General features: G+C 41.0%; 12 protein-coding genes. 3 read left to right on the top strand and 9 right to left on the bottom strand.

The annotated features are described in order from the left end of the window. Positions 1-43: 43 nt before the first annotated feature. Positions 44-1,258 (top strand): bifunctional 3,4-dihydroxy-2-butanone-4-phosphate synthase/GTP cyclohydrolase II, encoded by a 1,215-nt coding sequence (locus I6J03_RS13515; protein ID WP_003011860.1) that lies wholly within the window; start codon positions 44-46, stop codon positions 1,256-1,258. Between the two features lie 48 nt (positions 1,259-1,306). Here the strand turns inward: I6J03_RS13515 and I6J03_RS13510 are convergent, their stop codons facing one another. The 5 genes from I6J03_RS13510 to I6J03_RS13490 all read right to left on the bottom strand — a co-directional run bounded on the left by I6J03_RS13510 (position 1,307) and on the right by I6J03_RS13490 (position 8,896). After that, on the bottom strand, positions 1,307-4,399 hold the full coding sequence (locus I6J03_RS13510) for an efflux RND transporter permease subunit (RefSeq protein WP_201693731.1): 3,093 nt from the start codon (positions 4,397-4,399) through the stop codon (positions 1,307-1,309). A 1-nt stretch (position 4,400) separates the two neighbouring features. Then, the gene (locus I6J03_RS13505; protein WP_232279848.1) at positions 4,401-5,507 is read right to left on the bottom strand and encodes an efflux RND transporter periplasmic adaptor subunit; all 1,107 of its coding nucleotides are present in this window, start codon (positions 5,505-5,507) and stop codon (positions 4,401-4,403) included. Position 5,508: 1 nt separating this feature from the next. Then, positions 5,509-6,777: a TolC family protein gene (locus I6J03_RS13500; RefSeq protein WP_003011851.1), complete on the bottom strand. Its 1,269-nt coding sequence runs from the start codon at positions 6,775-6,777 to the stop codon at positions 5,509-5,511. A 90-nt stretch (positions 6,778-6,867) separates the two neighbouring features. Beyond that, entirely contained in the window at positions 6,868-8,217 is a 1,350-nt protein-coding gene (locus tag I6J03_RS13495; protein ID WP_003011849.1) for a sensor histidine kinase, read from the bottom strand. A 1-nt stretch (position 8,218) separates the two neighbouring features. After that, complete coding sequence (locus I6J03_RS13490; protein WP_002992907.1) at positions 8,219-8,896, bottom strand: response regulator transcription factor; 678 nt, start codon at positions 8,894-8,896, stop codon at positions 8,219-8,221. 185 nt (positions 8,897-9,081) lie between these two features. Here I6J03_RS13490 and I6J03_RS13485 point away from each other — a divergent pair, with 185 nt between their 5' ends. Next, positions 9,082-9,474: a thiol-disulfide oxidoreductase DCC family protein gene (locus I6J03_RS13485; protein ID WP_003011847.1), complete on the top strand. Its 393-nt coding sequence runs from the start codon at positions 9,082-9,084 to the stop codon at positions 9,472-9,474. Positions 9,475-9,567: 93 nt separating this feature from the next. Continuing rightward, complete coding sequence (locus I6J03_RS13480) at positions 9,568-10,998, top strand: NAD-dependent succinate-semialdehyde dehydrogenase (RefSeq protein WP_003011845.1); 1,431 nt, start codon at positions 9,568-9,570, stop codon at positions 10,996-10,998. A gap of 26 nt (positions 10,999-11,024) precedes the next feature. On the opposite strand, the gene I6J03_RS13475 is transcribed toward I6J03_RS13480, so the two are convergent. The 4 genes from I6J03_RS13475 to I6J03_RS13460 form a co-directional block, all read right to left on the bottom strand. Next, positions 11,025-11,774, bottom strand: coding sequence for a DUF4476 domain-containing protein (locus I6J03_RS13475; protein WP_003011843.1), 750 nt, complete (start codon positions 11,772-11,774; stop codon positions 11,025-11,027). Positions 11,775-11,832: 58 nt separating this feature from the next. Beyond that, a complete protein-coding gene (locus I6J03_RS13470) occupies positions 11,833-12,366 on the bottom strand; it encodes a CopD family protein (RefSeq protein ID WP_003011840.1) in 534 nt (177 codons plus the stop codon). A gap of 143 nt (positions 12,367-12,509) precedes the next feature. Continuing rightward, a complete protein-coding gene (gene hemE / locus I6J03_RS13465; protein WP_201693729.1) occupies positions 12,510-13,547 on the bottom strand; it encodes a uroporphyrinogen decarboxylase in 1,038 nt (345 codons plus the stop codon). After that, a complete protein-coding gene (locus tag I6J03_RS13460; RefSeq protein WP_003011837.1) occupies positions 13,547-14,062 on the bottom strand; it encodes a hypothetical protein in 516 nt (171 codons plus the stop codon). Before I6J03_RS13460 ends, hemE begins: the two co-directional genes overlap by 1 nt. Between the last annotated feature and the right edge of the window lie 6 nt (positions 14,063-14,068).

Raw genomic sequence — 14,068 nt, 5'->3', positions numbered from 1 at the left:
TAAACAACTCTAACTTTGTAAAAACATATTTTCTTAAATTAAAATGGAAATAAAGCTTAATTCGATTGAAGAAGCAATCGCCGATATACAAGCCGGTAAAGTAATTATTGTAGTAGATGATGAAGATCGTGAAAATGAAGGCGATTTTGTTACCGCAGCGCGCAATGCGACTCCGGAAATCATCAATTTTATGGCTACTCATGGCCGTGGATTAGTATGTGCTCCTTTAACAAAAGAACGTTGTGATGAACTGGGTCTTGACCTTATGGTAGGACAGAACACAGCTGTGTATGAGACCAATTTTACCGTATCAGTAGACTTACAGGGATACGGATGCACAACTGGTATTTCCGCTTCAGATCGTTCAAAGACTATCAAAGCCTTAATAGATCCGAATATCCGTCCTGAAGAACTGGGACGTCCGGGACATATCTTCCCGCTCATTGCAAAAGATGGTGGTGTACTTCGCCGTACAGGCCACACGGAGGCAACTGTAGATCTGGCTCGTCTTGCCGGATTTGAACCTGCTGGTGTACTGGTCGAAATATTGAAGGAAGACGGAGAAATGGCACGTCTGCCGGAATTGATTGAAGTAGCGAAACGTTTTGACCTTAAGATTATCAGCATTGAAGATCTGATCGAATACCGTTTGAAACATGATTCATTGATTAATGAAGAAGTAACGGTGAATATGCCTACGGAATATGGTGATTTTCAATTGAAAGCCTATACACAAAAAGATACAGGCGCACAGCATTTAGCCCTGTACAAAGGAGAATGGAAAGAAGATGAGCCTATTTTAGTACGTGTACACAGCTCATGTATGACAGGAGACATCTTCGGATCATGCCGTTGCGACTGCGGGCCTCAGCTTCACAAAGCAATGGAAATGATTCAGCAAGAAGGTAAAGGAGTCATTGTATATATGAATCAGGAAGGCAGAGGAATCGGTCTTATCAACAAACTGCACGCTTATAAACTGCAGGAAGGTGGGGTTGACACAGTGGATGCCAATCTGCAGCTTGGCTTCAAAGCCGACTTAAGAGACTACGGTGTAGGTGCACAGATCCTCCGTAATCTTGGAGTCACTAAAATGCGCCTGATGTCTAACAATCCGACAAAACGTGCCGGACTGGTAGGATATGGTCTGGAAATTATTGAGAATGTACCTATCGAGATTCAGGCAAATCAATACAACGAAGAGTATCTGAAAACAAAACGTGACCGTATGGGGCATACGATCATGAAAAACTTGTAAGATCAATATAAAAAAGTGAGGGCTCATCAATGATGAGCCCTCACTTTTTTATGCGTATTCCTTTTTATAGGCCTGATAAAAGACTACAGGTAAGACAGCGAAAGATAGAATCAGACAGATAATCAATCCCCCGACAATCATAATAGCCAAAGGCTTCTGGATCTCAGAGCCCATGCCGCTGGAAAGTGCAGCAGGCAGCAATCCCATTGAACCCATCAATGCGATCATGACCACCGGACGGATCCGGCTTTTGACACCTTCATAGATTGCATCTTTCAGCTTCATTTTGTGTTTCAGATTTTCCTTCATCACACCTATAAGTACAATACCATCAATAGTGGCCACTCCGAAGAGAATGATAAACCCGATTCCGGCAGAAATACCAAAGATAGTCCCGGTGATCCAAAGCGACAGGAATCCGCCGATAAAGGCAAATGGCAACGTAATAGCAGATATCACAGTATCTTTGACATTTCCAAAGTTGGCATACAGCAGAATCAGGATCAGCACCAACGAAACCGGAACCACCATCATCAACTGTTTTGATGCACGTTCTTTACTTTCAAACTCCCCGGCCCAGACCATTTTATTCTCTTTCGGAAGTTTTACATCCTGTTTCACTTTCGCCTTAGCCTCCTGAATAGTGCTTCCCAGATCACGGCCTTCAATATTAAAGCCGACCCCTATGTATCTGGAATTTCCCTCCCGGTAAATAAATGCAGGACCTGTGTGGTAGTCAATCGTTGCAATCTCCCGAAGCGGAACTTTCTGGTCATTCATAGTAGGAATCAGGATATTACCGATCTTTTCGGGATTATCCCGGTAATCCTTTTGAAAACGTACCATTACATCAAACATACGTTCGTTCTCATAGAAAGTCGTTGCAGACTGCCCGCCTATAGTCATCTCGATAACAGATTGCACATCATTAGTAGACACGCCATATTTAGCCATTTTAGAATCGTGAAGCTGTATCCTCAATTCCGGCAATCCGATATTTTTAAATACATTAATATCTGTAATACCGTGTACCGATTTGATAGCATTAGCGACTTCAAAGGCTTTCTTTTCCAGCTCATATAGATCATCACCAAAAATCTTAATAACCAACGGACTCTTTACCCCGGCCACATATTCTTCCACATTATCCTGTATGGGCTGGCTGAATCCAAATGTAATTCCGGGATATTGCTGAAGCTTTTCCCGCATCTGGGCGATGAGCTCATCCTTGGAGATCTTTTGCTTCCATTTTTCTTTGGGCTTCAGTTCAATATTAAATTCAATATTAAAAAATCCTGTAGGGTCTGTTCCGTCATTTGGTCTTCCTGTCTGCGTCATAATGAAGTCTATCTCATCAAAGTCTGTTCTAAGCATCTCCTTCATTTCTTTCGTCAGTTTGACAGATTCATCGAGATTCACACTATTCGGCAGTGTAGCCCGTACATAAATAGCACCTTCATTCAGTTTGGGCAAAAATTCCGAACCATAAAAATGAAAGCGAACGGCACATCCGATTAAAATAAATAAAAAAACTCCGATTGTCCATTTCTTATGTTTAAAGGTGAACCTGAAAAAGTTAAACACATATTTCCTGAAAAACCTGGAAATAGCATTTTCCTTTTCGCTGATATTTTTATTGAGCAGATATTTACACATTGCCGGCACATAGGTCAGACTCAGGATCAGAGACCCCAGCAAAGCATATCCAAGTGTAAATGCCAACGGAGAAAACATCTTACCTTCCACTTTCTGGAAAGAAAAGATCGGCAATAAAGCTACGATCAGAATCAATAAAGCAAAGAAGATATAACTGGCTACTGAACCTGCACTTTTCTTAATAATACCCAGTTTTGAAATCTTGTTGAATCGTGCAGCTCCGAGGTGATGTGCCTCCCGCTCCAGCGCAACAAAGACGGTTTCAACAATAACCAGTGTTCCCTCCAGCAACAGACCAAAATCCAGAGAGCCCATAGAGATCAGATTAGCAGGAAGCCCCTGTATCCGCAGCATAATGATAGCAAAAAGAAAGGCCAGCGGAATAACTGAGGCTACGATAAAAGTAGTTTTCCAATTGTATAAAAAGATAAATACAATAAAAGATACCAACAATATACCTTCCACCAGATTTTTGGAAACCGTGTGTACGGTATTATCAACCAGTTTTGTCCGGTCTACAATGGGAACGATCTGCACATTCCTGGGCAATATGCGGGTATTCAGATCTTCAATCTTGGCTTTCAGCCGTACGATAACATCTGAAGGATTCTCTCCCCGCAACATCACCACGATCCCTTCCACGAGATCGTCCTCCTCATTATAGCCGACCTGTCCTAATCTTGGTTTGGCAGAGATAGATACTTCTGCCACATGTCTGATCAGAATAGGTGTAGACCCATTCACTTTGATCAGAATATTCTTAATATCATCTACTTTGTCCAGTAAGCCGACACCCCTGACGACATAGGCCTGATTACCCTGCTGGATCACATCCCCTCCCACATTAATATTTGATCGGGATACCGCTTCATATACATCCAGAGGTGACAAATTATAATTAGCCAGTTCAGTAGGATTGATCTTTATCTCATAGATCTTTTCTTCTCCACCAAAGCTCACGACATCAGCAACCCCCGGAACAGAGACTAATTCACGTTCTATGGTCCAATCCTGAATCGCTGAAACTTCTTTGATAGGCAGATCACTCTTGATGACATAGCGGAATATCTCTCCCGTAGCTCCATAGGGTGGTTCGATTTCACTCTTTGCACCCGATGGAAGTTCGACCCCGTTCATTCTGTTAGCCACATACTGTTGTGCATAGAAATCATCTACTTCGTCATCAAACTGTACGGTCACAACGGAAAGACCAAAAAGAGAAATGGAACGTACTTCCGACTTCTTGGGAATAGTATTCATCTCCTTTGAGATCGGCAGTGTTACAAATTTTTCTATTTCTTCCGCGCTCCGCCCGGACCACTGCGTAATAATACGTGCCCTGGTATTGGTCACATCCGGAAAGGCTTCAATAGGTGTATGGAGATAAGCATATACCCCGGAACACAACAGGACAACTGTTGCAAAAATAACAATAAGGGAATGCCTTAATGAGAAGGCTACTATATGTTGAACAAATTTCTTCATCTTATTTCATCAACTCTTCAAATACTATCAATTCGTTCTTAGTGATTACCTGGTCACCTTCTTTGTACCCTTCGCGTACATAGGTATATTCATTATTTTCGGCAACGGCCTTAATCGGCATGACCAACAGATCACAATCACCATTATACACGACAGCATATTTCTGATTATTGTTAAAGATGATCGCATGATTGGGAATAGCGATCAGGGACTCTCCTACCAAAGATGATTTATCTATAATCACATCCGCACTCATGCCGGGCTTCAGTCTCAAATCTGCATTATCCAGGAGTACTCTGGCTTTCAGGACACGTTCATCCTGATCAAACACATTAGAGATCTGCTGAATCTTACCTGTGAAAATTTCATCCGGATAGGCCAATGTCTTGACAGCAACTGTAGCTCCGTTTTTGACATACTGCAGGTTATTTGCGTAGATATTGACCATTACCCATATCTGTCTGAGATTGCTGAGCGCAAAGAGCTGATCCTCGTTATTAATATTAGCTCCCGGATTAAGGTTTTTTTCTACAATATAGCCATCTTTAGGAGCCTTGATCTCAAAAACACCTCTGTGAGAGGTCGCATTATACAGATTCATATTGGCATCGAGGCTCTGCAGAGCCGACTGCAGAGTGGCCAGTTCCATACGTACTTCTTCTACCTGACGGGCAGAAGCCAGACCATCCTGAAACATACTCTGCGTAGAGGAGACTTTCTGTCTGGCCAGTGCAATCTGATTTGTCAGACTTTGCCTTTCATTAGACATATCGTTCACCGACGTACTGCGTACAGTAGCCAGCACCTGCCCTCTCTTAACAAATTGTCCCAGATTGAACTGTACATTCTCGACTACACCTTCCAGCATACTCTTAAATTTGACCACATCATCCTCATTATAGCTGATACTTCCCGTCAGCGAGATTTGTTCTTTTACAGGCCGGTAAGCTAAAGGTTCGAGTGCTATTTTCTTTTTGAATTCTTCATTCAGACAAAATTTATCCTGTTTGTCTTCTTCGCCTTCTTTTGTTTGATCAGTCCCTTGTCCACAGGAAACAAAAGACAGCAGCAGCGCCATTAATACGGGAGTATAATATATCTTTTTCATCTTAAATATCTTTTCCGATAACATATTGCAGTTCTTCGATAGTTTTTAAATATTGTTCTTTACGGTCGATAAGGTTTTTCTTATTTTCAAGATAAGAGGACACGAAATCCACAAATTCCATTACGGAAATATTACGATTCTGAAAATTCCGGGTATATTTCTCAAGGGAAAGATCCAGTTGCTTGTCAAAAGCACCGCTCAGCTTTTCCAGAATCCGCTGCAACTGAACTAACCGTTGTACCGTTGCATCGATTTCATTTACGATCATCAGTTTATTTTGGGTAAGCTCTGTAGTACTTTTTTCGATTTCCAGTTGAGCAATACGGATATTCCCCTGATTACGGTTAAAAACAGGGAGTTCAATGCTCGCACCAAGACCGATGAAGTCCGGCATCACATTTCCTCCGCGATCGTATCCCAGACTCAATTGCACATTAGGCTTTCGCTCTGCTTTTTCTATTAACAATTGTTGTCTGCTGATGTCCAGCTGATTGCTCGCCATCCTGAAATCCGCTCTGTTCTCCAATGCAGTCTCTTTCCATCTCAATAAATCCGGAATAATGTACGTATTGATCTGCAAGGCATTGGCCAGCAAGATAGACTCCGGTCCTTTTACATTGGAATAGGTCTTTATCTTTTTGATCAGGTCAATCTTACTGGCTCTGATTTCCGCCAGTTCATTTTCAAAGGACAGCATTTCCGAATGGATACGTACATATTCCATTTCACTTACATTCCCCTGTTTCCATTGTTTCTCAAAAGCCTCAGACAGATTACGGAACAGTTCAAACTGGGATTGATACAGTGATTCCTGACCCTGCAACTTCTGTAATTCAATGACCGACTCCCGCAGGTCGAACTTCAGATTACGCAATGTTTCCTCAAATTCCAGTTCCTGATTCTTAAGGTTCAGTTGCTCCAGTCTTACTCTCTTCTTACGTTTCCCCGCCGTTTCGATAAGTTGTTCCAGTTCTAAGGCTACCTGTTGATTTCTTCCCCAGCTCCCTATCAATGGAGACATTGTCTCCACAGGATTATTTTTCCAGAGATTGACTTCCGAAATTGAAAATGTAGGATTGGGCCACAGTTTGGCCTGCAGGATGGCTGCTTTTGACTGTTCAATCTTATACTTGCCTGCCAGCAGTTCCAGATTGGAAGAAAGGAACTGTTGTTCGATCTGCTCTTTGGAACGAACCACAACGCTGTCCTGCTGCGCAAAACTCTGAAAAGAAACAGTAATGAATACGCTTATAGCTGCTAAATATTTCACACGATTTAATTTTGCAACAAAACTAATCGTGGCAGATTACACCCGGATTTGAGGAAGATTAGAATTTGGTTAGAACGGGTTAGAATTTGATTAGAGTATACTCGGAAACAGGAGCTGCACAGTTGTTCCCTGCGAATTTGATTCGATATGAAAATCAACTTTGTGTTGCTTGAAAATCACAGAAGCCAGTGAAAGTCCGATACCGCTGCCTTTGGTCGCTCCGATATTCTTCCCTCTGTAAAATGTCTGTATAATCAAAGGCAGATCATGAGCAGAGATACCTATCCCCTGATCGATAACAGAAAGGTTTAATCGCTCATTCACCTGCTCAAGCCGGATCAATACCGGTTTATTACCGGAATATTTAATGGCATTTTCTACAATATTCAGAATAGACAACTGGATCAGCACTTCATTGCCTTTCACATTCAGTACATCGGGATTTCTTACTTGCAGATCTACATCTATCTGTGCCAGATATTCCTCCTGACACTGACTCACAATGTCCCAAACCACTTCATCCAGACGAAATTGCTGAAAAAAATCTGTCGAATTTCGTGCTTCCGTCAGGATCAGCATATTATTGAGAATATCTTCCAAAGCATCTACATTTTCAAGTGCAATACGGGTAGCCCGCTGATATTCCTCCGGACTTCGTTCCTTCTGGGAAAAAACTTCCAGTGTTCCGGATATAGCGGTCAGTGGTGTTCTGAATTCGTGCGAAACATAACTGACAAAATTTTTCTGGATTGCAAAGGTCTCGGAAACTCTACTCAACAACGCATTGTAGGTGTCTACCAATTCCTGAAGCTCATCTCCCGAATCTATAGAAGAAATCGGCTGATGAATAGTAGCTATCTCTTTATTACGCACTTCTTCCACCACCCTTTTTATCGGCCTGTAAGCAATCTTACTCAGCACCTTAGCCAGTACGACTATACTTGTCCAGGCTGCCAGCAGTACCACTACCAAAATAGCCAGGAGTCTGTTGATCTGATTTTCAAACTCCGAATTCTGTTCTTTCACAAAGACATAAAAATCACCCTGATTGTCCGGATAATACATGCCATAGTAGAAATGATTAGTGGATTGGAAAGAAATCTTTTTGCTTTTTTTCAATTGATTCAGCCTGTCTGCTGATATGTTTTGATCATGCATAAGGTCTCCGAACCGGACTTTACCTGTAGCGTCATAAATGGCTACACGGGAGCGATGGATCAGGTTTTCAAACTGAATTTTAAACTCATTATGCTTTTCTCCTGACTGTTCATCTTTTTCCAGATAATAGATACCCGTGATAAGACAGGTTTTCTCCAGTTCCTTGAAGACGGAACGTTCAGATGATTTATAAAATGTCCAGTAAATAAGAATTGCAGCCACAGAGAAGATCACACCGAATATCAGTGAAGTAATAAATGCTAATCTGTTTCTTAAATTCATATTATCCCTGAAACATATATCCTGTACCTTTTACAGTCAGAATGAATTGATGTTTACTTTCATCTATTTTGTTGCGCAGATATGATATATATACATCTACCACATTGGTATTATTATCAAAATTGATTCCCCATACCGCATTTAAGACCATTGTGCGTGAAACTACTTTATCAGTATTCTCTGCCAGGTATAATAATAATTTGAACTCTTTTGGAGAAAGCTCAATTTTCTCACCATCCTGATATACCGCATATTTATCCCGATCGATCTTTAAATTCTGGATGACAAGACTGTTACTCAATACTTCCTGTTTTTGGTATTTCGTTCTTCGTGTCAATGCATTGATACGGGAAATAAGTTCTTTGAAATGAAAGGGTTTCACCAGAAAATCATCGGCTCCACTATCCAGAGCAGCAATCTTGTCTTCGGCTTCATTCAATGCACTCAACATCAGTATAGGCGTCAGATTCTTTTTATAACGGATCATTTTCGTAAGCTGGATACCATCAATACCGGGCAGCATTACATCCATAATAATAACATCAAAGCTATGTTCGAAAACGACTTCACGTGCCTCTTCAGCAGATACACACAGTTGTACATTAAATCCGTTCTCTTCCAGTCCTTTGACAATAAAATCACTGATCCGGGCATCATCTTCTACAAGTAATATCTGCATAATCTGTCTAATAGTCCAATACTTCAAATCTAGCCAAAAAAGATGTATTTCGGAGAGAAGAAGAGTTTATGTTTTGCAATTATAAGATTAGAAATAAGGATTACATGTTCTCTTTTTGACTTCAAAATGGCCTTATTAGATGTGATTATACGTACTTTTATAGGGTTAATAAAACAGTAATTTTGATGCTACATACTAAAAATATCGTTTTATTCGATGGCATCTGTAATGTCTGCAATGGCACGGTGAATTTTATTATGAAGCACGACAAGCAGCATAAATTTTATTTTTCATCGCTGCAATCCCCTCTTGGTCAGCAAGTGCAGCAACAAACCGGACATCAGCTGGACTCCATCCTCTACATCAGACAAAACAAAATTTGGAATAAAAGTAATGCTGTGCTTTATATCGCTAAGGATCTGGGATTTCCCTGGTCTCTTTGCTTTATTTTCAAGCCACTGCCAACTTCTTTACGCGATCGTTGTTATGACTTTATAGCACGCAACAGATACAAATGGTTCGGCAAAAGAGAACAGTGCAGGATTCCGACTGCTGAGGAACGTCAGCATTTTATCTGATAGCGTTGTTTTATTCAAACAGATATAAAATCCTGATGCATACATCTGCCTAAAATCAGTTGTAGCATCGCCCTTAATACAAATTATATACAGATGAAAAACTCATTATTGATTAACAAAGCATATATCAACGGTAAATTCGTTTCCGGTACAAAAACATTTGATGTCATTAATCCTGCAACCGGAAAGATTATCGACACGCTGCCTGATCTTTCGGTCAAAGAATGTACGAAAGCAATCGTTGCAGCAGAAAAAGCCTGGTTATCCTGGCGTGATGTACCTGCGGGAGAACGTTCTGCCCTGATCCGGAAGTGGTATGAGCTGATCCTCGAAAATAAAAAAGCTCTTGCTGAGATTATGACACTGGAGAGCGGAAAACCTTTACAGGAGTCTCTTACGGAAGTAGATTATGGCAACTCATTCGTCGAGTGGTTTGCTGAAGAAGCCAAACGCGCTTACGGAGAAACCATCCCCTCTTCAAAAAAAGGAATGCACCTGATGACCATCAAACAGGGAATAGGAGTTGTGGCTGCTATTACTCCATGGAATTTCCCTTTAGCAATGGTGACCCGTAAAGTAGCGCCCGCACTGGCTGCAGGTTGCACGGTCATATTAAAACCGGCATCTCAAACTCCTTTTACAGCAATCGCTATTGCAAAGCTGGCGGAAGAAGCGGGACTGCCTAAAGGCGTTATCAATGTCATCACCGGTAAGGATAGTGCAGGTATCGGTAAAGAACTGGCAACTCATAAAAGTATCCGGAAATTATCTTTCACGGGCTCTACCGAAGTCGGAAAAACGCTAATGGAACAATCCGCTTCGAATATCAAAAAACTTTCTATGGAATTAGGTGGTAACGCACCTTTCATAGTGTTTGATGATGCAGATATAGACGCTGCTGTACAGGGAGCGATCGCAGCAAAATTCAGAAATTCAGGTCAGACCTGTGTGTCTGTTAACAGGTTTTATATTCAGGATAGTGTGTATGATACTTTTTCAAAAAAACTCACGCAAGCTGTAAAGGGACTAAAAGTAGGAAACGGTTTGGACAAAGGGGTTCAGGTCGGTCCGCTAATCAATGCAAAAGGACTTGAAAAGGTAGAGCTACATGTAGCTGATGCAACAAAACGGGGAGCTAAAATTGCTGCCGGAGGAAAGCATATAGACGGATTATTCTTTGAACCTACAGTACTGACTCATGTCCCGACAGATGCACTGATCGCACATGAAGAAACATTTGGACCGGTATGTGCTCTTTTCAGATTTACGACAGAAGAAGAAGTTATCACATTGGCTAACGATACAGAATTCGGACTGGCTTCTTATTTTTACAGTCAGCAGTTGAATCGCTGTTTACGTGTCGCAGAAAGATTGGAGGCAGGTATGGTGGGTATTAATGTAGGATTGATATCCAATGCAGCAGCTCCTTTTGGCGGAGTCAAAGAATCCGGGGTAGGTCGCGAAGGTTCCAGATACGGATTGGATGAGTATATGGAAATCAAATATTTATGTTTTGGCGTGTAATGCACGTCAAAACATAAATACTCAGCTTATTTGGAAGAATTGATAAACGACATTAGCTTTTCTTTGCTATCTGAAAAGACAAGTTTGTCCAGTAATGTATGATAATTTCTACGGTCATAACAAGTAGCATAAGCTGCCCGGGCAAATGTCAGTTTACCATCATCAAACGAAAATAAATCCAGTACCTGACCGATCTGCTTTACGGTCATACTGTTTTTCTGTGCGATCATAGAGGCTACCTTGGCTTTGTCACTATCAAAGCCCTGCCGATTGACAACACGTATTGCATCCTTTAACTCGTCGGCTGTCATGACTCTTTGGCTATATTCTCCTTCTCCGGGATCAACAAAAACAGGATCATTAGGATAACCAAAATCATAGGTATCAAAACTACGCTGATCCGGCATTCTGAATTCTACAGGAAACATCGCAAACAACCTTAACTCCGGTCTTCCGACTCTGGAATAACGCACGAGGTACATTTTATCCATAAAATAACCGTCTTCATCTGTAGGTCTGAAATTGTAGGAGACGATACTCGCCAGTCTTCTGTTTTTGAATTCCAGACGTACATCGTAGGATCTCTTTTCTAATCGTTCAATACGTACTGCAGTGCTATACTGATCGTTGTAACGAACATTATTAAGATATAAAATAAAAGGCTCCCGCTCCGAAAAAACGCTGAATACACCATTCGTAGAATTAGGGGTCTGAGCGAAAGCACTTGTCAGGCAAAGAAATGCAATAAGGCTAAAAAAGAGTTTACGAATAATCATATAATAGGGTATTAATTTAATTCTATGACTACTATGTAAGGGAAAGGATTAAGAGGCTTTAAGATTTTCTATACTTCTTATACAGTTTGACAGCCATCATCAGTACAACAGACAATCCGACCAGTCCCACTACTCCAAAGATCCAGTTGATAGCAGACTTGAGTACAATCGTAAACACAATGGCAAAAAGAAAAAGAGTAGCCAGTTCATTCCATAAACGCAGATTGGTGGAAGACCATGTACAGGTTTCGGCAGCTAACTGACGCATAATCCTCTGACATATAAAATGGTAAACGACGAGCCCTGCTACAAACAGCAGTTTGACATGCATCCAGCCCATTTGCAGCCACGACGGACTGAGATAGAGCATGAGCGCACCAGCGGCGATAGTCAGGTACATGGCTGGTGTCGTGATGATCCACCACAACTTCGATTCCATAATAACAAACTGCTTGTGCAGTATCGTATATTCCTCGGCAGATTTACGCTTGGCTTCTATATGATAGATAAACAACCGGACGATATAAAACAATCCGGCCATCCAGCATACGACAAAAATAATATGAATCGCTTTAGCGTATAAATAAACCATGTAATAAATATTCTATTTTCAACAAAGATATAAAGAAGCTGTCTGAACAGATGCCTTTATGCCGCTTGCGAAACAAATGCAGTTCCACAAATCCAACCAAACTTATCCAGACAGCATCTTACAGATACTGCAATTATGTGGTATTAGTATCTGAATTCTTTAATTACATCCACAGCGTATTTGACATGATCAAAAGACATATCCGGCATAATACCATGTCCCAGATTGAACAAAAAGCCATCCTGTCCTCTCATACGTTCGAACAGTTCATGTATTTTTTTCCTGATTACAGGTTTATCTGCATACAGAATAATCGGATCAAAATTTCCCTGAACTGCAATTCCTTTTGGCAGATTATTTTTTACATTCAGAATATCCGCATTCCAGTCTAATGATATAACATCCGGTTTTGCTTCACTCATAATAGGATAGAAAACGGAACTACCGCGTGCGAATGAGATAACAGGAATACCTTCTCTGTTGATACGGGAAATAATCTGCTGTGTATAAGCATGACCAAATTCTATATAATCATTCCAGGTCAATGCCATAGCCCAGCTATCAAACAACTGAACGGCATTCACACCCGCAGCGATCTGCATATTAAGATAATCAACAGTAAGATCGGTGATCTTTTGTAAGATATAATGAGCCAGTTTAGGATCATTATTCAACAGTGTTTTAGTGAGCTTAAAATCTCTTGACGATTTACCTTCTACCAGATAACTCAGGATCGTAAAAGGAGCCCCGGCAAAACCTATCAACGGAATACTTCCATTCAACCGCTCCTGGATTACTTTGATCGCATCTGCTACATACTGCAATCTGTCTACACTTTGGGCATTCAGTTTTTCTGCATCTTCCCAACTTCTGACCGGATTGGAAAAACGAGGTCCTACCCCCTGCTCAAAAGATAAATCTCCACCCATCGCTTCCGGAGTCACCAGAATATCCGAAAATAAAATAGCAGCATCAATATCCAGCAGGTCTACCGGCAACATAGTTACATCTGCAGCTATTTCGGGAGTTTTGCACATCTCAAGAAAAGTATATTTATTCTTGATTTCCCAATACTCAGGCATGTAACGTCCTGCCTGACGCATCATCCAGACTGGCGGACGCTCGGTTTGATGTCCAAAAGCAGCTCTGATAAATAAATCGTTTTGTAAAGTTTTATTCACTATAAATGTTTTGATAATTCGTTTTCTATTTTTTCAACAATTGATTTCTGACGTTCTGTCAACTTCAATTTATTTGCCACATCCAGATAAGCTTTCACTCTGTCATATGCTTGCTTTCTGAGGTTGATATTGGCAAGATTGATCAGCACCATTCCCTTTTCATGTTCCCGTTTCCAGGGCAAGCGTGATGCAAGCTGAAAATGATATTCTGCTTCGTCGATACGATCTTCCTTGAGGGCAATATTTCCCATCATGAATTCATAAAAGTTACGTCTCCCTTTTCGCAAGGCATCAGGATTCGTCACTTCTGAAAGCAAAGTTTTGGTTTTTTCATAATCCTGTTTATGAAAAGCCTGCGTTGCTATAAATACAGATCCTTCTCTATACTGGCTCCACACTAAATAGCCTATACCACCTACGATATAGACACATGCGTAATAGTGCCTGGCATAGATGGCATAGAGAAGAAAGCATACAGCAATGGCAATGACTATATATCTAGTCTTTTTTGTCATTGGATA

Origin of the sequence: Sphingobacterium spiritivorum (assembly GCF_016724845.1) — a bacterium.
Classification (GTDB): domain Bacteria; phylum Bacteroidota; class Bacteroidia; order Sphingobacteriales; family Sphingobacteriaceae; genus Sphingobacterium; species Sphingobacterium spiritivorum_A.
The sequence above is the reverse complement of the archived record's forward strand: the minus strand, read 5'-3'. Positions and strand labels throughout refer to the sequence as shown.

Bases quoted from the DNA above. Each gene is read 5' to 3' on its own strand.
- I6J03_RS13480 (WP_003011845.1), top strand. From the start codon at position 9,568: ATGAAAAACTCATTATTGATTAACAAAGCATATATCAACGGTAAATTC.
- I6J03_RS13485 (WP_003011847.1), top strand. From the start codon at position 9,082: ATGCTACATACTAAAAATATCGTTTTATTCGATGGCATCTGTAATGTC.
- I6J03_RS13470 (WP_003011840.1), bottom strand. From the start codon at position 12,366: ATGGTTTATTTATACGCTAAAGCGATTCATATTATTTTTGTCGTATGC.
- I6J03_RS13475 (WP_003011843.1), bottom strand. From the start codon at position 11,774: ATGATTATTCGTAAACTCTTTTTTAGCCTTATTGCATTTCTTTGCCTG.
- I6J03_RS13505 (WP_232279848.1), bottom strand. From the start codon at position 5,507: ATGAAAAAGATATATTATACTCCCGTATTAATGGCGCTGCTGCTGTCT.
- I6J03_RS13510 (WP_201693731.1), bottom strand. From the start codon at position 4,399: ATGAAGAAATTTGTTCAACATATAGTAGCCTTCTCATTAAGGCATTCC.
- I6J03_RS13460 (WP_003011837.1), bottom strand. From the start codon at position 14,062: ATGACAAAAAAGACTAGATATATAGTCATTGCCATTGCTGTATGCTTT.
- I6J03_RS13490 (WP_002992907.1), bottom strand. From the start codon at position 8,896: ATGCAGATATTACTTGTAGAAGATGATGCCCGGATCAGTGATTTTATT.
- I6J03_RS13495 (WP_003011849.1), bottom strand. From the start codon at position 8,217: ATGAATTTAAGAAACAGATTAGCATTTATTACTTCACTGATATTCGGT.
- I6J03_RS13515 (WP_003011860.1), top strand. From the start codon at position 44: ATGGAAATAAAGCTTAATTCGATTGAAGAAGCAATCGCCGATATACAA.